A 26,830-nucleotide genomic window follows, 5' to 3' on the forward strand; every position below is an offset into this window, starting at 1 on the left:
CTGGTTGAAAGCAGTCTCCTGATAAGCATTTCCATTCATCCTTTTTCTGTAAAGGTTTATAATAAAAGGACAGGCATCTAGCCCTAATGACACAGAAAGAAGGAATTATCATGAATTATCAACACATAACAGTAGCCGGAAGCGGCGTATTGGGAAGTCAAATAGCATACCAGACTGCTTACAAAGGATTCCACGTATTTGTATATGACATCAATGAGGAAGCACTGGGGAAAGCGAAAGAAAGAATAAGCAAACTGAAAAGCGGTTATCAGGAGGATTTGGGAGCGGCTGAAGCAGACTTGGATGCTGCCTACGATCGTATTTCGTTCAGTTCTGATTTAGCAGAAGCGGCAGCGAATGCGGATCTCGTGATTGAAGCGATACCGGAAGTGGTCGATATTAAAACGAAATTTTATAATCAGTTGGGAGAAGTGGCGCCGGAGTACACGGTTTTTGCTACCAACTCTTCTACCTTGCTGCCAAGCCAGTTTGCGGAAGCGACGGGCCGTCCGGAAAAGTTTCTGGCTCTGCACTTTGCCAATGAAATCTGGAAAAACAATACGGCAGAAATCATGAAGCATGCCGGAACAGATAATAAGTATTTTGAAGAAGTGATAGAGTTTGCGAAAGCCATCGGAATGGTTGCGTTGCCTTTACAGAAAGAGCAGCCGGGATATATTTTGAATTCGTTATTGGTACCGTTATTGGATGCGGCGGAATTGCTACTGTCCAATGAAGTGGCCGATGTCGAAACCATCGATAAAACGTGGATGATCGCAACTGGAGCTCCCAAAGGGCCGTTTGCCATTTTGGATGTTGTCGGAATCACGACTTCCTATAACATTGTCAAAGCGAAAGCGGACAAAACAGGCGATCCGCAGTTCAAAAAATTGGCGGAGTTGCTGAAAACGGAGTATATCGATAAAGGAAAATTGGGAACTGCCACCGGGGAAGGGTTCTATACCTATCCTAATCCGAGCTATGAGCAACCAGGATTTTTAGATAATTGATTCTGGCCCAGAAGCGGCTGGGACAAATATATCGTGGTCACCCCAACAATCGAGCGATTCCAATTCGCTCGATTTTTGAGTTGGAAAAAGTACACGTTCTAACCTCCCCTTTTAAAAGAGCGACGCTCCACTCCGGCAAGGTACTTCGCTTTCCGCGGGCACGGCTTCAGCTAACTTGCTAAAGAAAACCGCTTTATCAAGTGGATCTTCAGCTCGCGCTCATCCCGCCGGAGTCTACATACCTTGCCTCCGTTGGATGGAGATACCTTCTTCTGGTGTGTTTTCCGTTTTGCCTCATGCCATTGCGGATAGAAAGCGAAGCCGCATGGAGACCAGGAGTACTTCTTTATCCTTATTATGCTATTGTCCCATTTCCAAAGAATAAAGGAATCTCCGTGCTTGTTTTTTGTCTTCTTCTCTGTTTAGATACCTATCAGCCAATATAAGAATACCGTTCTGTTCATCTTGTCTTGGTAAAGTAGAAATCGGCCACGAAAACGTAGCGGAGGCAAGATACCGAGACTCCTACGGGAACAGCACGAGCTGAAAATTCCGCAGGAAAGCGGTTGGTGCTTTCGGAGGAAGTGGAAGCCGTGTCCGTGGAACGTGTAGTATCTTGCCGTAGCGATGCGAAGCAAACATCGAACAACAGGATAAAGAAGTCAATCCAAGGCACAGAAAATTTGGAAACCAAACGAATTTGATTTATATTTCAAATCCGTTCGATTCTTGCTTTGGTGGTTGTGTTTTTGTCCCGGCCGCTTTTGGTTATTTTTCTTCCATTTAAATCCCTCTAAGCAGTAGGCGATAAGTCCTGCCCCCCATACATTTATCTCCTTGACGTGCTACCTTTTTACTGTTTTCTGAAAATTCGTATAACAAAAGTTGAGGAAGTTTTGTCGAGTCTTTTATAATGGACACGTTATATGTAAGCGCTTTAAAAGAGGAGGTGGGTAACCCGGAATGACAGTCTGTGCCAACAAGACACTTTTAAACCATGGGGAGGGAAGTTTGTGAAAAGAAATGTTATATCGAGAAATACTTCCGTTTTACTTATTTTACTATTGATCCTGCAAACTTTGTCGGTATTGGGAGTCCATCGGACCTATGCAGAAGAAGGGGATGAAATCGATTTTTCAACATCTTTCGAAGCGGAAGATCGATTGCCGGATTGGGAGAATACCGTTGAAACGGCAGATGGAAAGGAAAAAACCTCTGGTGTTCAGGGAGAGATTCTCTATGAAGGGATTCAGGGAGATATCACCCAACGCGTTGAAACGATAACGGCCAGCGCTGAGAATCCTCCTAACGAAGTCGCAGATAAGCTCATAGATCAGACAAGTCAGTCGAAATGGCTGGCATTTGAGCCGAACGCTTGGATAGAACTCGATTTTTCCGAACCAGAGCAAGTGATAAAATATGCGTTCACGTCGGCCAACGATGCACCTGGAAGAGACCCGAAAAATTGGACGCTTTATGGTTCCAATGATAAACAGGATTGGACGGAGCTCGATCAACAGTCCGATCAGGAATTCGATGAACGTTATCAGCGGAAAATTTATGAGTTCAGCAATGATCAAGCCTATCAATATTATCGGTTTGAAATCACCTCAAATGCCGGTGAAGGACTGACACAGTTAGCGGAGATCGCCCTTTCCAACGGTGAAGATGCCCCGCCTGTAGAAACGACAGGCGGCATGAAGACCTTGGTAGGGGATGGACCGAATAGCAGTTACACTGGAAAAACAAATGTCGGATGGTCAGGGCAAAGTGCGTTGACTTATCAAGGGACCCACACAGCAGAAGACAGGGGATATTCTTATAACAAAGTGTTTGATGTAGATATAGCAGTAACAGCTGAAACCAAGCTCTCCTATTATTTGCATCCGCAGTTCGCGGACGAAGAACACTTGGATTATTCCAGTACCTATGTCTCCGTGGATCTAGCTTTTACTGATGGGACGTATTTAAGCGAACTCGGAGCGAAAGACCAGCATGGCGTAGAGTTGACTCCGCAAGCTCAGGGAGAATCCAAAACACTTTATGCCAATCAGTGGAACTTCAAGTCATCTGATATTGGTGAAGTGGCGGAAGGAAAAACAATCGACCGTATCCTTGTAGCTTACGACAATCCGGCGGGACCTGGCGTGTTTAAAGGAAGCATTGATGATATCCATATTGAGCGTAACCCGGAAGAGCCTGTCTATGACAGTCCGGTTGATTATGTAAATATTTTGCGAGGAACGAATTCCAATTCCACCTTTTCACGGGGCAACAATTTCCCTGCAGTCGCTGTACCACACGGTTTTAACTTTTGGGCACCGGTCACTGATGCCGGATCGACCAGCTGGCTGTACACGTATCAACAGGCAAACAACGAAGATAATCTGCCCGAGTTGGAGGCTTTTTCACTCAGTCATGAGACAAGTCCATGGATGGGTGACCGCCAGACGTTCCAAGTAATGCCGTCCGCTGCCGAAGAGCCAAGTGCAGAGCGTGAAGAGCGGGCGCTTGCTTTCAGGCATGAAAATGAAATTGCCAAGCCGCATTATTACAGCGTACAATTTGAAAATGGTATTCACACCGAAATGACGCCGACAAACCGGGCAGCCATGCTTCGTTTTACCTTTACCGGAGACAGCAGCAAGCTGATTTTTGACAACGTCAATAATAATGGAGGGCTGACACTGAATCCGGAGGAACAAACACTCAGCGGTTATACCGATGTGAAGAGTGGTCTTTCGACAGGTGCAACCCGTATGTTCGTCTATGCGGAATTTGATCAGGATGTCATCGACAGCGGGAAGTTGACAGGCGAAGGTCGAGATAATGTAGCAGGGTACTACACGTTCGATACATCCGCTGGCAAAACGGTGACCATGAAAGTTGCGACCTCTTTATTGAGCGTAGACCAGGCCAAAAAGAACCTGGAACAGGACATTCAGCCGGATGATACCTTTGACAGCTTACAACGGTCTGCCAAGCAGGCATGGGAAGACAAGCTCGATATCATCGAAGTGGAAGGTGCCAGCAAAGATGAGTTGACCACGTTGTACTCCAACATGTATCGTCTGTTCCTGTATCCAAATGTCGGATATGAAAATACAGGCACTACAGAAGAACCGAGATATCAATATGCCAGTTCTTTTTCCGACCCGGCAGGAGACAATACGGCAACAGAAACAGGGGCGAACATCGTCAATGGCAAGGTATATGTCAACAATGGCTTTTGGGACACATACCGGACTTCTTGGCCGGCATACTCCTTATTGACGCCGACCCAGGCTGGAGAAATGATCGACGGCTTCGTTCAGCAGTATAAAGATGGCGGCTGGATTTCCAGGTGGTCGTCTCCAGGTTATGCGAACTTGATGGTCGGAACCAGCTCTGACGTAGCTTTTGCTGATGCCTATCTAAAAGGGGTAACCAATTTTGATGTCGATGCCTTCTATGAATCGGCGATTAAAAATGCAGCCGTCCGAAGCGATGACGACAGTGTCGGTCGTAAAGGGCTGGCTTCGTCAATTTTTGACCGCTATACCAATACGACTACCGGCGAGGGCATGTCCTGGGCGATGGATGGGTATATCAACGACTATGCCATTGCCAACATTGCCGATAAACTGGCAGAAGAAACTGGGAAGGAAAGCTATGAAACAGATGCCGCCTACTATAAAGAGCGGGCCGGCAATTATGAAGAAATGTTCAATCAAGAGGCCGGTTTCTTTATGGGCCGCAACCCATCAGGTGACTGGCGGACCGATACGGAATCGTTCAATCCGGCTGAGTGGGGCGGTGACTACACAGAAACGAATGCCTGGAATATGGCCTTCCATGTGCCTCAAGACGGACAGGGATTGGCGAACCTTTATGGAGGAAGAGACGGACTTGCTGAGAAATTGGACGAATTTTTCGCCACCCCGGAAACTGCCGAGCATCCGGGACACTACGGCGGATTGATTCATGAAATGCGGGAGGCCAGGGATGTACGTATGGGGATGTACGGTCACAGCAATCAACCGGCACATCACATTCCATATATGTACAACTATGCCGGCCAGCCGGATAAAACACAGGAAAAAGTCCGTGAAGTATTATCACGTCTGTATTTAGGAAGTGAAATCGGTCAGGGCTACCCAGGCGATGAGGATAATGGGGAAATGTCTGCCTGGTACTTATTCAGTGCTGCCGGTTTCTATCCATTGCAATTGGGGTCGCCGGAATATGCGGTTGGTGCTCCCTATTTCGAAAAGATGACCATTCATCTGGAGAACGGAAAGGACATTGTCATCAACGCCCCTGATGTGAGTGACAACAACAAGTATGTGCAAAGCCTGAAAGTAAATGGAAAACCGTATGAAAAACTCACCATCGATCATGAGACAATAGCCGATGGGGCTGTTCTCGACTTTGAAATGGGAGATTCTCCATCGGATTGGGGAACAGGGGAAGAGGCACTTCCGGATTCGATTACGGATCCAAAAACCGATGGTTCCGAGTTATCGGTTGATTCCCTTCACGATTTAACGGATGACGATGAAGGAACCACGTATCATTCGGACCAGGGAACGGCTGATAAGCTGTTCGACAATACTTCGACCACAGAGCTGACACTTGAGAACGAAGAACCTTGGGTACAATACAATTTTGCCGACGGTGCAAAACATGCGCTCATGTACACGGTTACCTCCGGTTCCAATCAGCCACAGGATCCGGAGAAGTGGACGCTGATCGGTTCGAATGACGGAAAAAATTGGACCGTGCTGGATCGAAGGGAAGATGAACGTTTTCAATGGCGCAACTATACTCGTCCGTTCTCGATCGAAAATCCAGGGAACTATCAATTTTACCGCCTTATCATCAAAGATAATGCAGGAGCCGATGAGACGGCGATTGGAGAACTGGAGCTGCTCGGTTATGGGGATACAGGAGCAAAATTCGCTAATGCCGCCAAGGAAGTAAGCGACTTTGCCGCATCAGGAGATATTGCGAAAAAGCTGGAAAAACAACTACAGAAAAAGCTCAATCAGTCCCGCAGCCAGTTTGATAAATACCACATGAAGCAGTCGCTCAAGAAGCTGGATGATTTTATTAAAAAGTTGAATAAAAAATCGTCCGATATTACAAAGGAAGCAAAACAACAACTGAAAGCGGACGCTACCGTCCTTAAAGAAACGGTCTCAAACTTTGTAGATCATGAACCCGCGCCTGGCAAGGGGAAATGGAAATATCGCGGGGAGGTCGAACAGACACCGATTTTCGAGTTTGACAACTTGAAAGCGAATGCTGTCGAACCGGGAGAAGATGCAGAGGTATCCGTCAAGGTGAAAAATATCGGGTTGATGGAAGGAGAAAAACAAATCGGCTTTTCCTTTGATGGCGAACTGCTCGAATCAAAAACGGTAAATCTGGCGCCAGAGGAAACCGAAACGGTCACCTTTACGATTTCGGGTGTACCAGCGGGTATCCACAAAGTTGAAATCAACGGCTTGTCTGCAGACCTTCATGTTCTTTATGCTGGAAAGCCTGTTCTGGAATTGGGATTCGAGGAGGACAATATCGACAGTATCGCGGATGGATCAGCTTATGGCCATGAAGTGTCTGTCGGGGGAAATGCCTCTGTTACAGAAGGGAAATCCGGCCAAGCTTTACGCTTGGATGGCGGTTGGGCAGAAATTCCTCATTCTGCATTGCTGAATGGAGGTGACCGGTTGTCGATCAGTTTGTGGGTAAAGCTTGATGATGCTGGCATGGACCAGAAAATTATCGGGAAAACCTCGATCGGCGACGGTTACGTGGTCGGCGTCGAAGAAGGAATTTATCCGGAGTTGTGGACGGAGACAGGAAGACTATCTCTGAAAGAAGGCTCGATTCCATCGCAGGAATGGACCCATCTTGTACTGACCTGGGAAAAAAACGAGCAGTTAACCGCCTATATAAATGGAGAAAAAACGGCGGAATCGACAGCTGGAAACAGTCCAGTTGCTAACAATGAAAATGACCTGATCATTGGAGGCGCTCCATGGAATCCTAGCTCTTTACAAATGAAAGGCAGCATCGACGAAGTGAAAATATATAAGGAGGTATTGAGCGGGGGGGAAGTGGAACAACTGTACCAGAACAATACTATAAATTAACCTTCCTACCATTTGATGGAGATTAAGTGTATGGTGTGAAAGAGGCTGTCCCATAAGTATTTGAAACTTTTGGGGCAGCCTTTTAATAGATTTATTTCAGTCCAGGAGAAGAGATGTTGTGGAAAGTGGAAGAATGTAGAAGCAAGAAAAAAATTCACCAACATAATAACATATTATGGTAATATTGTAATAGAACGGGAAGAGGGGTTGTATGAAAAAAGGAGATTCTATCTTCATAATAGTAGTCATTCTTCTTGTGCTTTCTCTATCGGCTTGTCGGAAAGGACAGAACCAGGCGGAAGCGAAGAAAAAGGAAAATCAAACAGAGGAAAGTCCGGAAGAGCGTGCAAAAAGGATAGAGAGCGGAATCCTTCTTTACGGAGAAGGGCAAAAAAGTGGGGAGTATGGTATCACATTGAATACCGCTTATTCGGAAATGAATGCGTTTAGAGATTCACAGACCGCTAAGCCTTATGTTGTGCAAGCAGTTGTACGGGTGAGAAATGTGACGGAGGATAAGACGTTGAACGCTGGAACGATCGGTTTTGAATTGCGGAGTGAAAAAACAGGCGTATCTTATGAAGGGGAATTGCTTCCCAACATTAACACTTCGAATTTGGAATTGGAACCGGAAGAAAATGCTTATCTCCAGGTAACATTCGAAGTGGTTTCCATTGAAGATGATTTCATGTTTTACGCTCACTTGTGGAATGAACCGGACTTTGAAAAAACGAGATGGAAAATAGAAAACTTGGAAACGTTTGAATAAGACATCTGATAAAAGTATAAGAGGAGAAAACCACCAGAAAGGAAAAGGTTATGGTAGAGGTGAGATATCGGTTAACGCTTGAAGATGTAATGGCTTTGCAAAAGAACTCTCTAATCCAAACAAAGCTGCATAACAGGAGAAAAACATATGCAAGAGTTATAACGTCTATCTGTATCTTTGTTCTCATGCTGTTATCGTTAGGGAGAGCTCCCCTTGTCAATGAACTCCTGCTGGCGATTGTCCTGACGCTCAGTTTTTTTTGGTTTTCAACCATGTTTACGACAAACTGACATTGTTAAGTATCAGACGAGTATACAGAGGAGCCAAGCAGCATCCAATGTTAGGCTCTAACAGCGTAAACATCACGGACTTAGGAGTGGAACGAAATACTGATAACTTCCATCATTATTATGATTGGAATACTTTTGAAAAAATTTCAGAAGATGACGAGTACTTCTTTTTATATGTGTCAGATGTCTTCGTGATTATTCTTAAGAAGAAATCTACCAATTTAAAGGTAGAAGAAGAAGAAAATTACCATCAGTACATAAAAGAGCAAATGAGAAAGGTAAATGGCGGTTGAAACATTTAATCCCGTGTAAATTTGTACAATCCTGAATCCGTATCTATTCCTTGAATCTCGAGAGGAAGCCACGGCGTTGAGGGGGGATTTTCACGTTTCAAAATGATAAAAGTTAACTTAATAGAAGTATTTGCGGGAAAAGGAGCTTGGGTTAAAACCAGGCTTTTTTTAGTGTTTTTATTGTCTTTTTCTAGTTTCCTGGCACATTTAGTCATAGATTAATGAAAGTGTACATTCTCTCCAAGGAGCTTTTCAATATCTTGTTAGTGATCACAAAAAAAGGAGGAATGAAAATGAGCAATGGAAATAACACCGATGCATTGCTGGATATTTTGAGTCCAGAGGCTGCATCTAAAGCAAAGGCACTTGCGGCAGTATTGCAAGATCAACGATTGGAAAATGAAAACAAGCAGAGATTAGACCAGGAAAACGATCAGGACAACGATCAGGAACAGGAAGCAAAGTTCAAAGTTTTTAACGGAAATTCCTATGTAAAAAATAGCGGGAATAGCAGAAGCGAATCGGAGGCCGAATTAGTTTTTCTTATATTCGTACTTCTGTTCGGAGACTTTGCTTAAAGACCAGCAGCCTTGGGATGTAACAACTAGAGGGAGGAGAGGAGCCCCAAAGGGTCCTCTTTTCCCTTACTTACTACTACTAGAATGGAGGAAGAAAAATGGGGAACGATGTAAAACTGCGCTTGATCATCCAGGAAGAAGTGGAATCCTACATGAAAAATCACTTGGCTGATATCGCGAAACATTACTCGACGGAAATGACGAATGAAAATGGAAACTCCAGTGTGAAACAAAGCGGAAATGGCATCGTGTATGTAGACAACACTGGCATCGCATATGCACTGGCATTGTTTTTCTATCATTTTATGGCAGAGCAATATAAAACAGATATTGATTTAGAAGATATCTTGAGCAAACTGAATGAGCATACCAGTGAGAATCGGAGAATGTTTGAAGAAGTGATACAATCGGTTTCTTCTAAAGATCCGGAGAATAGAAGGTAAGGTTATAAGGAGGGACGGCCGATGAAAAAACTGCTCTCCAAATTAAACGGGGAAAATCCGCATCCTTCACAGGTGTTCCAGATCATTTTCACACATGGCAATTCCATGTTTTTGAAAAATATAAAACATTCTTCTGCCCATTGTTTGTTCGGAGAGGATAGGTATAAACGGAGGACCTATATAAATGCCCAGCAAATCATGGGTTATTCCCTGTTGCCTGATTTTCCTGAGGAAAAAGAAAGGAAGGAACCTGTTAATCTGAACGAGCAAAATCAAACAAACGTCATGGAACAACCAGTTTATCAAAATCCGCCTCAAATACCAGAGGGAAAAGATGAAAAATCAGAAAGAGCGGCAGGTCAACCAAAATCCGATATTAAAACGGAAAACAATGGAATATGCGCATTTGAAGATGATGGTATAATCTCTTTTCCACATGAAATGCCAAAAAAAGTGCAGGTTGAAAAGTTACAAGCAGAAAAAAGCTCTGTTAATCTCCCTGAAGACCTTCTAACGATGGGTGATCTCCTAGGAAAGGAGGACACCGTAGTTCAGGCTGACTCAGGGAAAGTCCGGGGAGAAATCAATACAGAAAAGCTTGAGCAACACCACAAAATCCCGCTCAACCCGAAACAACCTGTCCGCTACAAGGTCAACAATACGAATGGAAATGGACTTATCAAAGACAGCGGAAATTTCATGCGTAAAACATGACCGGCTGTCGGAGTCATGAAACCTTTCCTATGCTAATATATAACTAATAGAATCGAAATAATAGAACGGGGAGCTGGTGAAAATAAACCATGTGGATCTGCATTTATCCGAGGAAGGGATTCGGCTTTATGAAAGCAATCATCTGACAGGGGACTCAGTCAGCGAGCATTATCACCAGGTTTACGAAATTTTATATGCTCTGGAAGGAGACGGCCGGATTGTGCTGAACGGAAGGAGTTATTCCTTTATACAGGATAATGTGGCTGTCATTTCCCCTTATTCCAATCATTCCATCATTTCCGATTCCAAGCTGACGGTACTTGTTCTTGCGTTTGAGCAAACGATATTGGAGAACTCCGTAAAAAAGGAATTGCTTGAGCAATCGTTTGCTGAAACGCAGTTTGTCGAACTGAATTCATTTGAAGGAAGCAACGTCAGGCAACTGCTTCGTAAAATGCTGTATGAGCAGTCCCAAGGCGGAAAGCTCCATTACGTGGCAATGCGGATTTTTCTCTCTGAACTGCTGTTGAAATTTGCCAGGTCACAGAAGGATACAGACGTTTTCGATGCCAACGTGTTACGCGCAGAGCGCTTACAGCAGTATATCGATACCCATTATTTCGAAATTCTGAGTTCGGCGGACCTGTCGAATAAATTGGGAATAAGTACCCGCCATCTGAACAATATTTTCAAAGAACGCTATCAGGTCACTCCGATGCAATATTTGACCGAGGTACGGATCGATCTGGCAAAAAAACTGTTGGCAAGCACAAACAAAGATATTGCATCGATTTGCTTTGAAGCTGGTTTTGAGTCGCTATCCACCTTCTATCGAACCTTTAAAAATGCTGTGGAAATATCCCCGAAGAAATACCGTACCGCCTATAACCAGGAGTTACTTCAAAAATAAAGCAGCCGTTCGAATTCTGTTTCCGATTTTTAGAAATCCGTTCTTAGATTAGTAAGACGGATTTTTTTCATGCCCTTATGATAGATTCATAACGAGGAAAGGGGTTACATACATGCAGCGAAAAATCGGGATCATTATGAACGGAGTAACGGGTCGGATGGGAACAAACCAGCACCTGATTCGCTCTATTGCCGCCATCAGAGATCAAGGCGGCGTAGTTTTAAGCAATGGCGACACCTTGATGCCTGATCCCATTTTAGTAGGAAGAAACCAGGAAAAGCTGAAAAAATTGGCTGAACAGCATAACATCAAGCGTTGGAGCACAAATCTCGAAGAGACGTTTGACGATGAACAGAATGAAATATATTTTGATTCCCAGACAACGGTGAAGAGGGCAGATAGTATCCGCATGGCAATAAATGCCGGCAAACATATTTATTGTGAAAAACCGACTGCGACGAATTTGGAGGAATCGCTCGAATTGGCCAGACTCGCCAAACAGGCGGGGGTGAAAAATGGTGTCGTACAGGATAAATTGTTTCTGCCCGGTTTGTTGAAGCTCCAAAGGTTGATCAGTGCTGATTTTTTCGGGAAGATGTTGTCTGCCCGTATCGAATTTGGTTACTGGGTGTTTGAAGGAGACTGGCAGGAGGGGCAGCGGCCGTCCTGGAATTACCGAGAAGAAGCTGGTGGCGGGATCATTGTCGATATGTTTGCCCACTGGCGCTATGTGATCGATAACCTGTTCGGCGGTATCCGTTCGGTTACTTGTGTTGGCGCAACCCATATCCCGGAACGGCTGGACGAACGTGGAGAGAAATACAGATGTACGGCTGACGATGCAGCTTATGGCACGTTCGAGCTGGAAAATGGCATGATTGTACAGGCTAATTCTTCTTGGGCAGTCCGAGTGAATCGGGACGATTTACTGACCATCCAGGTCGACGGGACGGAAGGCAGTGCAGTGGCAGGACTTCGGGATTGCAAAACGCAGCATCGCGTCAACACTCCAAAGCCGGTTTGGAATCCGGATATCCCCAATCAACATGATTTTCTCTCCCAATGGGAAAAGGTGCCCGATAACCAAGCATTCGACAATGGCTTCAAAGTGCAATGGGAATTATTCCTGAAACATGTTGCTGTCGATGAACCTTTCCCATGGGACCTGCTTGAGGGGGCAAAAGGAACCCAGTTATCCGATTTAGCATTGAAGTCCTGGAAAGAAAGATGCTGGATGGATGTCCCGGAACTGACTGTATAGGAGGGGAAGAAATGAGCATTGAATTGATTTTACCTGCTAAAGACCGAAAGCTCTACACCTACCAAATGAAGGGTTATTCCCCGTTTTCCGTTCCGTCGGGAAACAGCTTTTCCAGTCGGACGGCTTTTTCCGCTGCCCATGTTGTTGCCGATCCGTTGGCAGATGCTGATCCAGTTTTCGATGCCAGTGTCGATTGGAATGCGACGCTTGCATACCGACATCACTTATGGTCACTCGGATTGGCCGTAGCAGAAGCAATGGATACCGCCCAACGCGGCATGGGATTGAATTGGGATAATGCCAAACAATTGATCCGTCGATCGGCGAAAGAAGCGAAAGCGGTCGGCGGCAGAATCGCCAGTGGAGCAGGGACCGATCAACTCGCACCACGCCTGTCTGTAACATTGGACGAGGTGGAAAACGCCTATCTGGAACAATGTGCATTTATCGAAGGGGAAGGAAGCCAGATCATTCTGATGGCCAGCAGGGCTCTAGCTGCTTGTGCCGCAGGACCGGATGATTATAGGCACGTTTACAACCGTCTCCTTGAAAATGTTTCCGAGCCGGTGATTTTGCACTGGCTTGGCCATATGTTCGATCCGGCACTAAAAGGATACTGGGGACATGAATCCATTGACGAAGCGATGGATGTCTGCTTGGCGATTATCCAGGATAATGAAAGCAAAGTGGATGGGATAAAAGTTTCCTTGCTGGATGCTGAGCGGGAAATCCAAATGCGCCGGCTCCTTCCGGACAGTGTGCGGATGTACACCGGCGATGATTTCCATTACCCGGATTTGATAAAGGGGGACGGGCAAGGATACAGCCATGCATTGCTCGGCATCTTTGATGCGATCGCTCCTGCAGCAGCAGCAGCTTTACACGCCCTGGATGAAGGGGATGAAGTTACTTATGATGCGATATTCGAAAAAACGGTACCGCTTGCCCGGCATATTTTTCAAAAACCGACGTTTTCTTATAAAACCGGTGTGGTTTTCATGGCGTATTTGAATGGGCATCAAACGCATTTCCGACTGCTTGGCGGAAAAGAAAGTGCCCGGTCGATTACGCATCTGGCCGATTTATTTATCTTGGCCGATCAGGCGGGATTATTGGAAAGCCCGGAGCTTGCCGCATTTAGGATGAAGCTTATGCTGGAACAGGCAGGAATCGCCCAGGGGGGAAGAGGATGACACAAGCTGCATGGTTAAACAGGCTGAGTTTGAACCAAATTACAACGGAAAAATGGAGCTTGGAAGAAGTCGCCCGTGGCTGTGCAGAAGCGGAAATCGGACATATTGCTTTGTGGCGGCACAAAGTGGAAGAAACAGGCTTGCAGGCAAGCAGGAACTTGATTCGCAATGCTGGCTTGCATGTGTCGAGTCTCTGCCGTGGCGGCATGTTTCCTGCATCGACTGCAACGGAAAGAGAGCGGCGTCTCGATGATAACCGTCGGGCTGTGGAGCAAGCTGCCGAGCTCGGGACGGATACACTTGTGCTCGTGTGCGGACCGGGACCTGACCGCGATATTGCTACGGCCAGAAGGCATGTGGAAGAAGGGATTGTTAAGCTGGTTCCGTTTGCCCGATCCTATGGGATAAAGCTGGGTATTGAACCATTGCATCCCATGTACGCGGCAGATCGATCGGTCATTTCGACGCTGAATCAGGCGAATACAATCGCCGAGCAGTTCCGGCCTGACGAGGTAGGTGTGATTGTCGATGTCTTTCACGTCTGGTGGGATCCCGAACTTTATCAACAGATAGATCGCGCGTCTGGTCGTATTTTCGGTTTTCACGTTTCTGACTGGGCCGTGCCCATGCCTGACATGTTCAAAGGTAGGAGGATGATGGGCGAAGGAGTGATTGAAATCAACCGGATCCGCCATGCAGTCGAAGCGGCCGGCTACCATGGACCGATCGAAGTGGAAATCATCAACCAGGCCATTTGGGATCGCCCAGGTGAAGAAGTGCTGGAAGAAACAAAAGCGAGCTTTGTGAAACATGTTTGATAGGAGAAGCTGTTAGCTGGGATATAATTTATAAAGATTTTTACCTCCTTTCCAGAGCAAGAGACGGCAATATTACAAACAGGCGGGACTGGAGCAGAAGCAAAGCGACCACAACAAAAACCGAACGATTCGTTCGGTTTTTATATTTTCAATAACCTCCGAATTAACTCAGGAAAAAGTAAATTATTCTAACTTTCTCTTAGTAGTAGTGCAAGCCATATGGAAACCGGGAGTGCTACTTTATTTGTACTGTCGGCTTTTGCTTACTTCAATTGCTGAATAAGAAAGGAACTCCCCCTTCTGTTTTTTCTTATTCGTCAAAAAAAGTCTGTCACCGCTGTTTATATTACTTTGTAAATAGCCTCCCAGCCAATAGAAGAGAATATTATATTCATGCTGTCTTGATCACTGGAATTCAGAACATGAAAATCTTGCCGCAGCGATACGAAGCCCGCATCTAACACCAAGGCCAAAAGCATTTACTATTCTTTTAATGTTGGCTCTTTCCTGCTTTCTGTCCTTCTATGGTTTGGTTTTTATTAAGTGCAGTCATGGCAAGATACTTACACTTTTTCTCTTGAAAATCACTACCTCACAGAAAGGAAAATTATGTTAAGGTAAGAGTACATACTAATGAAGAAGGTGATGAAAAGGTGGTAAATCAGGATGAAAAAATCCTTTCCCTGAATAATTTATCGATGAGTTATGGTGGGGATCCGGTACTCAAATGGATCGATTTGGATGTGTATCCCGGCCAAATCATCGGATACATAGGACCGAATGGTGCGGGGAAAAGCACCACAGTGAAAATCATGCTCGGACTTTTGGACGGCTATAACGGAACGGTGGAAGTTTTCGGACAGGACATCGCAAATGGAGATCCTTCCTATAAGCGGAAGATCGGTTATGTCCCGGAGAACGCCGAGATTTATGACAACTTGACTGCCTGCGAATACCTTACATTCACGGGCGAAATGTATGGGATGGATGCCGACGAAGCGGAACGAAAAGCCTTGCTTCTGCTAGACAAATTTGAGATGCGCGGTGTATTCCACACGAAAATCTCGTCTTTTTCCAAGGGGATGAGACAAAAAGTACTGATCATCTCCAGTTTACTGCATGACCCTGATTTGCTGTTCCTCGACGAACCGCTTAGCGGGTTGGATGCAAACAGCGTCATGATTATCAAAGAAATCCTTGCCCAGCTTGCTGCAGAAGGGAAAACGATCTTTTATTCGTCTCATATCATGGAAGTCGTGGAAAAAATCAGCAGCCGGATCGTTCTGTTGGCAGACGGCAAAATCGTTGCCGATGGGACCTTTGCTGAATTGCAGGCAAAAAATGAGGAAGGGACATTGGAAGAAATCTTCAACCAACTGACAGGCTTTAACGAACACCGTGAAATTGCTGAATCGTTTGTGTCGATCGTCCGGGAAGGTGGAAGCTGATGAAAAATTTCTTTTCCTTGCGGATGCTGGATTATTTCCGGCGTTTGTTTGCCATGCTGGGTGTTGATTATCCGGTAATGCGGCGGATTTTGCAGGTGAAACTGACGATGGACCAGCGGCGTGTTCCGACAATCTTTGAACAGTCGAAAACCAAGGAAGGCAATCAATTCATCAAATCGCTCGGCCTTTACGCTTTTTATGGATTGATCCTCATACCGTTCATTGTATTTGGTGATTACTATCTGTTTCAGATGAGTCTCGTTTTCTCCATGATGATGTTTATTCTCATGACAACGATGATCGCCGATTTCTCTGCAGTCCTGCTTGATGTAAGAGACAAAAACATTCTCAATACAAAACCTGTCAACCAGCGGACAGTAAGTATGGCCAAGGTGGTTCACGTCTGCATCTATATGACCCAGGTGACCGGTGCCTTTGCCGTAGTCCCGCTGCTTGTCGGTTTGTTTGTCAACGGAGTTCTGTTTACTGTTATATTTTTAATTGAAATTTTGTTGACTGGCATGCTGATTGTTGTGTTGACGGCACTCATTTACATATTTATTTTGCGATTTTTCGATGGGGAACGCCTGAAAGATGTCATCAATTATGTCCAGATCCTGCTTTCGGTCGGTATCGTAGCGGGTTACCAGGTGTTGGTGCGGGTATTCGATTTTTCCGGTTTGAACATCGAGTTTACCTTTCAATGGTGGCATCTACTGCTTCCGCCGATTTGGTATAGTGCGCCATTCGAATGGATATTGAACGGCAATCCTGCGGGCTACATTGTTGCCTATTCCATCCTGTCCGTCGTGGTGCCGATTGTGGCCATTATTATCTACAGCAGATTCGTCCCGTCATTTGAACAAAATTTGCAAAAGCTGCTGCAATATAGTGGGGACAACAAGCGAAGGGCGCATCGAGTCGATCGCTTCTTTGCTAAAATCGTTTGTAAGAGCAAGGAAGAGCGGACATTCTACCGTTTTTCAGCGCTGATGATGAAGCAGGAGCGAGAGTTTAAGTTGAAAGTTTATCCTTCGCTTGGATTTGCTTTTGTGTTTCCGTTTATTTTTTTGTTCAACGAAATAAGCAGGAATGGGTTCGGCGGGTTGCCGGGAAGCAAGTATTTCCTGACCATTTATTTTGGAAACATCATGATTCCCGCTGTCGTTCACATGCTCAAGTTTTCCAGCAATTATAAGGGGGCATGGATCTTCAGGGCAACACCGATGCGTGATGAATCCATTTTCTACCGGGCGGCTTTAAAAGCTTTTTTGACCAAACTTTATTTACCGCTCATGCTCGTCCTTAGTGTTTTCTTTTTGTCCATGTTTTCGTTCCGGATTGTACCGGATTTGCTTGTGATTTTAGTGACAGGCGTACTGCATGCCTTGTTATCTTATAAACTATTAAACAATCAGACATATCCTTTTTCCCGGTCCTTTGAATTTGCTTCCGATATGGACACCGCCAAAAATATCATTTTAATGATCATCGTCGGCCTGTTTGGAGGGATTCATTACCTGGCCACCCTGTTGCCTTACGGAGTGCTTGGTTATCTGGTACTAGTAATTATTGCCGCTATGATCAGTTGGAAACTTGTTTTCTCTATAAAAGAAAAGAAGGCGCAGGCTGGCCAGAGTTGAGGAATATTGGATAAGGGGTTTAAAGACGGATGATTTAACTATCTCTTTTGCCCATAAACGCAGTCCCTGTCACTTGGATGATCTACAAAACAGAGAGGGCGTATCGGGGGATCAGTATTGATTGTTAGATAACATCAAAATTGGGCTGTTCAATTGGATAAAAAGCAGTGAAACATTTCTGGGGGTGGCAAGGTGAATATTAGACCAAACGAGAATACAGAAGTCGATAGATTAGTAGAGATATGGTATAAAGGTTCTTTAATAGCACACGATTTTATTGATAAGAATTATTGGACCTCACAGCAAAGGGAGATGGCAGAAAAGTATATCCCGATGTCTGAAACCTATGTTGTAAGTAACGAGAAAGCTGTTGTCGGTTTCGTATCCATGATGGATAATTATTTAGCTGCGTTATTTATCGATGTCAAGCATCAGGGTGAGGGATATGGAAAGGGATTATTGGATTTTATAAAAACGAAAAGGGAAAATATACAATTGAAGGTGTACAAGAAAAATAAAAAAGCCGTTGATTTCTATTTAAAAAATGGCTTTGAAATAAAAGAAGAAACAGTAGATGAAGAGACTTCTGAGGAAGAATTTTTGATGGAATGGGAAAAGAGTAAGGGTCGTTGAGAGTGCGGTTATTTATACAAACAAACGATTTTCATAATCGGGCGTTATCCTTTAATAAGGGATGGCGCTTTATTTTTGTATAGAAAATGACAAATTTAACTGTCTGTGGAAAAATATTGGCAGAAACAGCCACGGCCAGCTCCAGCGCCTATCCTCTCGGGTCTTAATTCCACCCTCTGTGTAGTAAAAGCAAACGTTCAATCCTATGAAAAATGCAACTTTCCACTCCGGCAAGGTACTTCGCTTTCCGCGGGCACTGCTTCAGCTAACTTGGCAAAGGATACCGCTTTGTCATGTGGATCTTCAGTCTGCGCTCTTCCCGCTGGAGTCTGCATACCTTGCCTCCGTTAGATGGAGATACCTTCTCTTTGGGTGTGTTTTTCGTTATTGTCATTACGGATAGAAAGCGAAGCCGCATGGAAGCCAGGAGTACTTCTTTATCCTTTTTATGCGATAGTCCAATTTCCAAATAATAAAGGACCCCCATGGTCAAAGAAGAGGAAAGAAAAAAGTAGTTGACTATAAAAAATAAATTATGATATCATGGAAATTTTGATAAAAAACATATATGTGTTAAACTGAAGAAGGTTACCATATATGGAGGTGGACGATTTGTTTGAAATTGGCGATAGCATTGTTTATCCAATGCATGGAGCAGGTATAATTAAAGCCATAGAAGAAAAGGAAATCTTAGGGAAAAAACAACAATATTACGTCATAAAAATGTTAATCAGTAATATGCAAGTCATGATTCCTACGGGTAAAATATTGAGTTCGAGTATACGGCCGGTTACTGACATAATTGCATTAAAACACATCATACACATTTTTCAGTATGGAGAATCGGAAAAATTACTACCCTGGAAACAAAGGTATAAAGTCAACACAGACAAAATAAAAACAGGCAACATACAAGAAGGTGCGGAAGTTGTACGTGATTTATTGCGTATAAAGAAAGAGAAGGCACTTAATACAAGTGAGAAAAAAATGCTGGATAACGCACATGGATTTTTAATTAGTGAACTGAGATTAATTAAAGGGATCACGGAAAATCAAATAAAGAGTTTTTGTTAAGGTTACAGATAAGTAATCTTTTAACACTACCGAAAACGTCCTGGATTTTTTGGGAGCATGATTATTTGAAATGAATCATTTCAAAGACATACTTCGTCAACCCACTTTTAGAGCATGAACTCCTTGTTATTTCATCAATCCAATCCATTTTTATTAGTTGAATTTCTTTTTGCGAACGTTTGAAGTTTCATCAAATAACCCGATAAGATAGTCATGTATTTTGTTTTTGGTAAAAAGAAGATCTCTGTGACAATAGTGCAACAATGTATGGCTCGCCACTCGGCGAGTTTTTTTGGGTTGGGAATTTGAACCATTTGTTTTTGCACAAAAGTCTGTGAATGATTTGGTCTTTTGATTCCGGCGGGCTTGGCATATAGTTAAATTAAGGCCGATAAAAAGTTTTGCCCAAGGGGGGAAAACAATGAGTTTGGATAAGCGCAGTACTGCCATGTTAACTCAAATTGTTCATAGTGAGCTATATATTCCTGTCGAAAAACTAGCCGAGCAATTTAATGTTTCAAGAAGGACGGTCTATAACGACCTGGATAAGATCAACTTTTGGCTGAAGGAAAACAGGATAAGTGAAATACAGCAAGTCAGAGCAGCAGGGTTATACTTGGAAAAGCAGGCGAAACAGGAAATCAGGAGCAGGCTGCTCGTGTTCCCGGTTTATTATTACGAACTGTCCCCTGAAGAAAGAAAAGCATGGCTGGTCACTTACTTTCTGGCCAGTGCAAAGCATCTGTTCCTGAAAGATTTGATAGCGATTACCAGGGTTAGCAGGAACACAGTCCTGGAGGATTTGAAAGGTTTGCGGGAAGAACTCGCCAGCTATCGATTGGAGCTTACTTCCCGAGAAAACTTGGATATCAGGTTGTCGGCAAGGAGACAGACATCAGGAGAGCGCTGGTCAACTATATAGACATGATCAAACCGCAACACGGCTGGTACTCTTTGATTCATGAGCAGGCTTTTGAAGCGGATAAAGAAGAGGACAGCAACTATGTGATTTTCAACCAATCTGAATTAAAAAGGATTTATCGCGAATTGAGCCGCTGTGAGCAGCGTTTGGGCATTCAGTTTACGGATGATGTCCTCAACATTCTTGTCATTCGTTTTTACTTGTTTTTGCAGCGAGTCAAGCAAAAGCAGTATGCAGATATTGATCCGGTTGAACAGAATGTCATTGAACAAACTGGAGAATTTAACGCAGCAAAAGATTTTATCACCGAAGTGGAAAGTAGATGGCAGGAAGAAATACCGGCAACAGAAGGGTATTACCTTGCCAAGCATTTATTGGGTTCCAAAGTGAATTATCATCCAAGCTTCGAGGATGAAAACGGGGAAATTATCGGATTGCGGGAAGTAGTCAAACAGATGATCGAAGATTTTCAGTTGGTTGCAGTGGTTTCTTTTACAGATCGGGCAGGAATGGAAACCAACTTGCTTTTACACTTAAAACCAGCATACTACCGAATCAAGTATGGCATTGATATGGGAGAGTTGCCCTATGACTCTGTGGAAGACAATTTCCCGGAAATCTATCAATTGACCAAAAAAGTGGTCCATCATTTTGAGCGTTTTGTCGGGAAAAAAATCAATCAAAGCGAGATAGCCTATATTGCAATCCATTTTAGTGGATGGCTGCATAAAGAAGGACTGTCCATCCAGACACGCCGAAAAATGTTGATTGTTTGTACTAATGGACTCGGTACTTCCCGTTTACTGAAGAGCCAGCTCGAAGGATTGTTTTCTGAAGTCGTTATCACCGGGATTGCTTCTTTGCGTGAGTATCGCGAGATGGAACTAGCGGTCGATTTCATCGTCTCGACGGTTCCTTTGCCGGATCGGGGAATTCCCGTCTGTTTAGTCAATCCGTTGCTTGATAACCATGACAAGGAAAAACTGTTGAAGCAGGTAAATGCGTTGTTCACAGAAAATAATGGTTATCAACCATACTCGGTCGATACTATTATGGACATTGTGAGACGTTATGCAGATGTGAAGGAAGAAGGAGAGCTACAGCAGGAATTGAGAAAGTATCTTTACCATCCCGCAGTGACATCAGAAGCCAGATTGAAGCCTGCATTGAAAGAGTTAGCGAACGAGGACAACATTCTGTTTGCAGCTAACGCGGGTAGCTGGCAGCAAGCGGTAGAGCTGGCAGCCAGACCTCTTTTGGAAAAAGGATGCATCACGGAAGATTATATCGAATCGATGGTCGACAATATCGAGGAGCAAGGTCCGTATGTCGTGATTTCTCCCTTGGTTGCGATGCCGCATGGTCGTGCGGAAGATGGTGTGAATCAATTGGGAATCAGCTTGTTGCATTTGCAGGAACCAGTAGAAATGCTGGGCAAAAAAGTCAGAATCTTCATGGTTTTGGCTCCGGAAAATAACGAAAAGCACTTAAAAGCTTTGGCTCAGCTAACCAAAATGTTTTCCCATGACAAACGTGCAATACTGGATGCAAAAAACAAGGAGCAAATCTGCAAAATCATTACAACCTATTCATCAAGATAAGGAGTTTGATCATGAAGTTTTTAGAAGAGGGATTAGTCAAAGTCGGAGCAAAAGCTGCTGATGCGGAGGATGCCATCAAACAGGCGGGCGTTTTACTGGCAGACGCGGAGGCGGTGGAGGATGTGTATATCGAGGCGATGGTACAGTCTTTTCAAGACAATGGACCATATTTCGTCCTCGCGCCACACATAGCCATTCCCCATGCAAGACCGGAAGACGGGGTGAAGGAAGCATCTGTTTCCCTGTTGCAATTGAAGGATCCTGTCACGTTCGGGCATTCATCCAATGACCCTGTCCAATTGATTTTCGGACTTGGGGCTTCATCAAGTGAAGAACATGTTGATTTATTAAAGAAGCTGACGATGCTTCTCAACAAGGAAGAAAACGTTAATCAGTTGAGAACGGCAGCAAGTTACCGCGATATTAAAACAATCATTGAAACGGGGGAAAGCAAATGATTAAAGTACTATCGGTTTGTGGACTAGGACAGGGAACCAGTTTGATTTTGAAGATGAATGTGGAGCAGGCACTCAGCGAGAAAGGAATCCGGGCTGATGTCGAGCATACCGATGTATCTTCGGCATCAAGCATGAGTGCCGATTATATTATCACAAGCAACGAACTGGCAGAAGGATTGGAGGGACATAGCGCCAAGGTGATCATCGTCAACAACTATTTTGATATGGATGAGATCAACCAGGCGATTGACGAACATATAGCCAAGGCATAAAGATTGTCGAAACAATATAGAAAGCAGACGAAGGGGGAAACAAAGTGGAAGTCATTTATTGGATAGCCGACAATGTCTTTGGAACACCTGCGATTTTATTAGGTTTTATCGTACTGGTCGGTTTACTGTTGCAGGATAAGACCGCAAGTCAGCGAGTCAGTGGTACATTTAAAGCAATCATCGGTTTTTTGATCATCAGTGCTGGTTCGGACATCATTGTCAGCGCCCTGACGGTATTTGAACCATTATGGAAAGAGGTTTTCAATCTATCGGAGCAGCCACTTGGCGAATTTATGGGCCAGAATGCCTTTAACGCCGAATATGGAAGCGCAGTCACGCTGGCCATGACGATTGGTTTTTTGATCAACGTTTTGCTGGCCAGGTTTACAAAATTAAAATACATTTATTTAACCGGTCATATGATGTTTTGGACGACGACCATTTTTGCCGGGATTGTCGTGCATGCAGTCGGGGATGTTTCCTTTGGTAAACTGGTTATTTTCCTTGCTGTCATCATGGGGATTTATTGGACGGTACAGCCTGCTTTGACACAGCCATTCATGAGAAAAATCACGGGGAACGACAACATCGCTCTGGGTCATACGTCAGCGTCTGTTGCTTTGCTTGGAGCACTGGCAGGAAAGGTGCTCGGTAACAAAGACAATGATTCGGAAAAAATCAAACTTCCAAAAGGGTTGGAATTCCTTCGCGATTCTAACGTCATCACAGCCTTGACCATGGGTCTGCTGTTCCTGGTCGGTGCGGTCATTATTTCCTTTAAAGACACGCCGGGCGCAGAAGAGCTTGTGGCAAGTGCGGGCAGTCAAAATTTCGTCATCTATGCGATCATCCAGTCGTTTACATTCACTGCCGGTATCGCAGTTGTTTTAATGGGGGTCCGTATGTTTATCGGGGAAATGGTTCCAGCCTTCAAAGGGATTGCGACAAGAATTGTGCCGGGGGCCAAACCTGCACTGGACAGTCCGGTCGTCTTCCCCTATGTGCCGAACGCCGTAATTCTCGGATTCTTAGGTTCATTCGTCGGCGCTTTGCTATGGTTGTTCATACTTGGAAACACAGTGGGGTATATTTTTGTCCCTACCATGATTGTCTTGTTTTTCCATTCAGCGACAGCAGGTGTGTTTGGTAATGTCACTGGTGGTGTACGCGGTGCGTTGATTGCCGGATTCATCACCTCCACGGTCGTTGCCTGGGGACAATATATCACGGTGAAAATGCTTTTGGCAGATACGATACCGGATACAGCCATGTGGGCTGCCGATTCTGACATGTTCATCCTCGGCCCGATCATCCGGTTTCTTGCGCAATTATTGTTCTAATGAAAATACAAAGGAGGAAAAGGGCAGCAGTTTTGCCCTTTTTCCACTTACTCTGGAGGGGATAAAATGAGTTTTGTACGCACCTTCGCGGGGGATGTTTCCCCTGACAAATTGGGTTTCACCTATTCACATGAGCACATTGTCTGCCGTCCGCCTTATTGGGTGGAACAGGGGGCTTATGATCTTTTGTTGGACGACAAGGAAAAATCGCAATTAGATGTGCTGGATTTTAAAAGGCACGGCGGCCGAACGATTGTCGATGCCACCGCTGTGGATTATGGCAGGGACGTGGCCGCCGTTCAGCAAATATCCGAAGAGACCGGGATCACCATCATCGGAACAGCCGGTTTTAACAAAAGCTTTTTGTGGGATGCGCCGATGCGGGACAACGTAAAAAAAATTGTCGGTGACTACGAAACATATCGCCAATGGATTGAAGATAAAACGGCCAACCAGCTTGCAGATTTCGTCATTCAGGAAGTAGAACAAGGGTTGGAAGGAACAAAGTGGAGAGGCGGGCAGGTGAAGTTTGGAACGGGTTATAACCGGATCACTCCATTAGAGGAAAAAACGCTGCGGGCGGTTGCGAGGGCACATCATGAAACGAAAGCCCCGATTCATACGCATACAGAAGCCGGCACGATGGTACTGGAACAAATCGAGCTGCTAAAGGAAGAAGGGATCAACCTGGAGCATGTCAGTTTCGGGCATATGGATCGAAATCCGGATCCTTTCTATCACGAACAAGTGGCGAAAACTGGCGCTTTTCTTTCGTTTGATGGTATTTCCAAAATTAAGTATGCACCAGAAAGCACCCGGATTCACTGTATTTTGGAGCTGGTGCGCAAAGGCTATGAGGACCAAATTTTAGTCAGTGGAGACACTGCCAGAAAGTCTTATTATAAACACTATGATTACGGACTCGGGCTGGAAAACATCATTGCCAAGTGGGTTCCCCGCTTCAAAGCAGAGGCAGACAGTCTCGGGTTTGACGGGGAGAAACTGATAACTAAATTTTTCGTGGAAAATCCGGCCCGGTGTTTTACTTTCAAAAAATAGAGAAGGGGTGCTGTTGTGAAGTTTCAATATCAAAACTCCTATAATATTAAAGAAGAAATCCAGCGTTCCAAAGTCGCAATTCTTCCTGTGGGAGCAGTGGAAGCACACGGTCCGCATTTGCCCCTCGGTACAGATAACTTCCTGGCTGAACGGTTGTCGGACAAGCTTGCTGAAATGGTCGATGGTTTGGTATTGCCGACGTTGCCCTACGGACAGGTATGGAGCTTGCGGCATTTTCCTGGAAGCATCACCGTCAGCAATCGTTCCCTGATCAGTTATATTGTCGATATCGGCGAGAGTCTTTATCGCCAGGGTATCGAAGTATTCGCCATGGTGAACGGGCATTTGGGCAATGGAACAGCTTTGAAGGAAGCTGCGCGTGAATTGTATGAAACATGTCCGAAAATGAAAGTGCTGTATTTATTTTATCCTGGCATGAATAAGGCGGCAGAAGAAGTGAGGGAAACGCCATCTACCCATGCCACCTATTTTCATGCCTGTGAAATAGAGACTTCCTATATGCTGTATCTTGCGCCGGAGTTGGTGGAAATGGAGAAGGCGATCAATGATATTCCTGATATTCCATTGAGTGCGGATGTCACACCTACCCCTTGGGAGGAATTCACGGAAACCGCTGTTTTAGGGGACGCCACCCTGGCGACAGAGGATAAGGGCATTTATATAATTGATATTGCATTAAAAAACATGGTTCAATTAATAGAAGCCGCTAAACAAGAGACAGAACAAAACTAGGAGGGTTTGGATGTTAACGAACTACTTTGAGAAGGTGCATGCGTTGCTCCGCGTTATCGAAGAAAAAGAGTTTCCTGCTTTGCGCGAGGCTGCTGGAAAAATTTCTGCCTCGCTGCAAAATGACGGAGTGATCCACTTGTTTGGCTGCGGCCATTCACATATTTTGACGGAAGAGGTTTATTATCGTGCAGGCGGATTAGTCCCTGTGCACCCGATTCTTCATGAACCATTGATGTTGCATGAAGGAGCGGTCCGTTCTTCGACTTTGGAAAGAAAGAATGACTATGCTGGACAATTTATGGAAGATCAGGATATTCGCCAAGGGGATATCATGGTGGTGTTGTCTACATCTGGACGTAACCCGGTACCTGTCGATGTGGCGCGGATTGCCAAAGAAAAAGGCGCCTTTGTCATCGGGATAACCTCGATTCAATATTCACAAAGCCAGTCATCACGACATTCAAGCGGGATGCATTTGTTTGATGCAGTTGATCTCGTGGTCGATAATCATGCACCGGTCGGAGATGCGCTGCTTAGCCATCCGGAAGTACAGGTGAGCTTTGCGCCGAGTTCGACCGTAATCGGAGCCGCAATCATTAATGGAATCTTTGCGCAAGCCATTAAACTGATGGCGGAAGCTGGTTTTCAGCCGCCCGTCTTTTTAAGCGGTAACATAGAAGGAGCAGATGCGCATAATCAGCACTTGATTGAAAAGTACTCTGATCGGGTAAGGTTATAGATAAAGAAAAAGCAGCCGGAGAGATTCGGTTGCCTTTTCTTTATTCTGATTTTGTTTTATAGTAGGACTGAATCAGAACGATCAGGAGGGAACATGTGTGGGACTCATTGCTATTATCACCTATGTAATATCTTTGTTTATTCTTTACATTGTTATCGAAACAGCGGTGAAAAACGGAATCAATAAATCAAATGTGGGCCGCCATTTCAATATGGATCGGCCAGAAGAACCAGAGGACACCAAAAAATCTTTTTTCGATACGGATCTGGATAAGGATTGAAAAAGACGCCCTGAAGTTTTAACAGGGTGCCTTTTTGTTCTAGTATGCAGGAAAGCTCACTACTTTTTTGTAAAATGGATTTACTTTCTGGGTATAGTTGCTCTACTTCCAATAGAATTGCTCCACTTTTGCATAAAATCGCTTATCTTCCAGTAGAAATCGCGCCACTTAAAGCAATTGTAGACTACTGAA

General features: G+C 44.6%; 24 protein-coding genes. All 24 read left to right on the forward strand.

Annotation, left to right across the window (positions count from 1 at the left end; translation table 11 throughout):
* Positions 1–110: 110 nt before the first annotated feature.
* The 24 genes from F6X55_RS09350 to F6X55_RS09465 all read left to right on the forward strand — a co-directional run bounded on the left by F6X55_RS09350 (position 111) and on the right by F6X55_RS09465 (position 26,638).
* The gene (locus F6X55_RS09350) at positions 111–1,010 is read left to right on the forward strand and encodes a 3-hydroxyacyl-CoA dehydrogenase (RefSeq protein ID WP_153462888.1); all 900 of its coding nucleotides are present in this window, start codon (positions 111–113) and stop codon (positions 1,008–1,010) included.
* Between the two features lie 1,013 nt (positions 1,011–2,023).
* Positions 2,024–7,147 (forward strand): GH92 family glycosyl hydrolase, encoded by a 5,124-nt coding sequence (locus F6X55_RS09355; RefSeq protein ID WP_161993069.1) that lies wholly within the window; start codon positions 2,024–2,026, stop codon positions 7,145–7,147.
* Positions 7,148–7,358: 211 nt separating this feature from the next.
* Positions 7,359–7,916, forward strand: coding sequence for a hypothetical protein (locus tag F6X55_RS09360; protein WP_153462889.1), 558 nt, complete (start codon positions 7,359–7,361; stop codon positions 7,914–7,916).
* Positions 7,917–8,253: 337 nt separating this feature from the next.
* On the forward strand, positions 8,254–8,499 hold the full coding sequence (locus F6X55_RS09365) for a YcxB family protein (protein WP_026572026.1): 246 nt from the start codon (positions 8,254–8,256) through the stop codon (positions 8,497–8,499).
* 293 nt (positions 8,500–8,792) lie between these two features.
* Positions 8,793–9,077 (forward strand): hypothetical protein, encoded by a 285-nt coding sequence (locus tag F6X55_RS09370; RefSeq protein WP_026572027.1) that lies wholly within the window; start codon positions 8,793–8,795, stop codon positions 9,075–9,077.
* Between the two features lie 98 nt (positions 9,078–9,175).
* On the forward strand, positions 9,176–9,520 hold the full coding sequence (locus F6X55_RS09375) for a hypothetical protein (protein WP_153462890.1): 345 nt from the start codon (positions 9,176–9,178) through the stop codon (positions 9,518–9,520).
* A gap of 21 nt (positions 9,521–9,541) precedes the next feature.
* On the forward strand, positions 9,542–10,234 hold the full coding sequence (locus F6X55_RS09380; RefSeq protein WP_153462891.1) for a hypothetical protein: 693 nt from the start codon (positions 9,542–9,544) through the stop codon (positions 10,232–10,234).
* A gap of 76 nt (positions 10,235–10,310) precedes the next feature.
* Entirely contained in the window at positions 10,311–11,144 is an 834-nt protein-coding gene (locus F6X55_RS09385) for an AraC family transcriptional regulator (RefSeq protein WP_237648633.1), read from the forward strand.
* Between the two features lie 112 nt (positions 11,145–11,256).
* On the forward strand, positions 11,257–12,405 hold the full coding sequence (locus F6X55_RS09390) for a Gfo/Idh/MocA family protein (RefSeq protein WP_153462892.1): 1,149 nt from the start codon (positions 11,257–11,259) through the stop codon (positions 12,403–12,405).
* A gap of 11 nt (positions 12,406–12,416) precedes the next feature.
* Positions 12,417–13,598, forward strand: coding sequence for a dihydrodipicolinate synthase family protein (locus F6X55_RS09395; protein WP_153462893.1), 1,182 nt, complete (start codon positions 12,417–12,419; stop codon positions 13,596–13,598).
* A complete protein-coding gene (locus F6X55_RS09400) occupies positions 13,595–14,416 on the forward strand; it encodes a sugar phosphate isomerase/epimerase family protein (protein ID WP_026572032.1) in 822 nt (273 codons plus the stop codon). The genes F6X55_RS09395 and F6X55_RS09400 overlap by 4 nt, the downstream gene beginning before the upstream one ends.
* A 698-nt stretch (positions 14,417–15,114) precedes the next feature.
* A complete protein-coding gene (locus F6X55_RS09405; protein WP_051382228.1) occupies positions 15,115–15,864 on the forward strand; it encodes an ABC transporter ATP-binding protein in 750 nt (249 codons plus the stop codon).
* Complete coding sequence (locus tag F6X55_RS09410) at positions 15,864–17,507, forward strand: hypothetical protein (RefSeq protein WP_153462894.1); 1,644 nt, start codon at positions 15,864–15,866, stop codon at positions 17,505–17,507. Before F6X55_RS09405 ends, F6X55_RS09410 begins: the two co-directional genes overlap by 1 nt.
* A 192-nt stretch (positions 17,508–17,699) precedes the next feature.
* Positions 17,700–18,140, forward strand: a complete 441-nt coding sequence (locus F6X55_RS09415) for an N-acetyltransferase (RefSeq protein WP_153462896.1) — start codon at positions 17,700–17,702, stop codon at positions 18,138–18,140.
* Between the two features lie 597 nt (positions 18,141–18,737).
* Positions 18,738–19,214, forward strand: a complete 477-nt coding sequence (locus F6X55_RS09420) for a CarD family transcriptional regulator (RefSeq protein WP_153462898.1) — start codon at positions 18,738–18,740, stop codon at positions 19,212–19,214.
* A 421-nt stretch (positions 19,215–19,635) separates the two neighbouring features.
* Entirely contained in the window at positions 19,636–20,136 is a 501-nt protein-coding gene (locus F6X55_RS09425; protein WP_153462900.1) for an HTH domain-containing protein, read from the forward strand.
* Between the two features lie 2 nt (positions 20,137–20,138).
* Positions 20,139–21,737: a BglG family transcription antiterminator gene (locus tag F6X55_RS09430; protein ID WP_153462902.1), complete on the forward strand. Its 1,599-nt coding sequence runs from the start codon at positions 20,139–20,141 to the stop codon at positions 21,735–21,737.
* Between the two features lie 11 nt (positions 21,738–21,748).
* The gene (locus F6X55_RS09435) at positions 21,749–22,195 is read left to right on the forward strand and encodes a PTS sugar transporter subunit IIA (protein ID WP_026572038.1); all 447 of its coding nucleotides are present in this window, start codon (positions 21,749–21,751) and stop codon (positions 22,193–22,195) included.
* Positions 22,195–22,467 carry a PTS sugar transporter subunit IIB gene (locus tag F6X55_RS09440; protein WP_026572039.1) on the forward strand — a complete coding sequence of 91 codons (273 nt, stop codon included), beginning with the start codon at positions 22,195–22,197 and terminating at the stop codon, positions 22,465–22,467. The genes F6X55_RS09435 and F6X55_RS09440 overlap by 1 nt, the downstream gene beginning before the upstream one ends.
* 44 nt (positions 22,468–22,511) lie before the next feature.
* On the forward strand, positions 22,512–23,807 hold the full coding sequence (locus F6X55_RS09445; protein ID WP_153462904.1) for a PTS ascorbate transporter subunit IIC: 1,296 nt from the start codon (positions 22,512–22,514) through the stop codon (positions 23,805–23,807).
* A 66-nt stretch (positions 23,808–23,873) separates the two neighbouring features.
* Complete coding sequence (locus F6X55_RS09450; protein WP_153462906.1) at positions 23,874–24,866, forward strand: phosphotriesterase family protein; 993 nt, start codon at positions 23,874–23,876, stop codon at positions 24,864–24,866.
* A 15-nt stretch (positions 24,867–24,881) separates the two neighbouring features.
* Positions 24,882–25,619: a creatininase family protein gene (locus tag F6X55_RS09455; RefSeq protein ID WP_026572042.1), complete on the forward strand. Its 738-nt coding sequence runs from the start codon at positions 24,882–24,884 to the stop codon at positions 25,617–25,619.
* Positions 25,620–25,629: 10 nt separating this feature from the next.
* Positions 25,630–26,358 carry an SIS domain-containing protein gene (locus tag F6X55_RS09460; RefSeq protein WP_153462908.1) on the forward strand — a complete coding sequence of 243 codons (729 nt, stop codon included), beginning with the start codon at positions 25,630–25,632 and terminating at the stop codon, positions 26,356–26,358.
* Between the two features lie 97 nt (positions 26,359–26,455).
* On the forward strand, positions 26,456–26,638 hold the full coding sequence (locus F6X55_RS09465; protein ID WP_202616126.1) for a hypothetical protein: 183 nt from the start codon (positions 26,456–26,458) through the stop codon (positions 26,636–26,638).
* Positions 26,639–26,830 lie beyond the last annotated feature (192 nt).

It is taken from the genome of Sediminibacillus terrae (assembly GCF_009602435.1).
Classification (GTDB): domain Bacteria; phylum Bacillota; class Bacilli; order Bacillales; family Amphibacillaceae; genus Sediminibacillus; species Sediminibacillus terrae.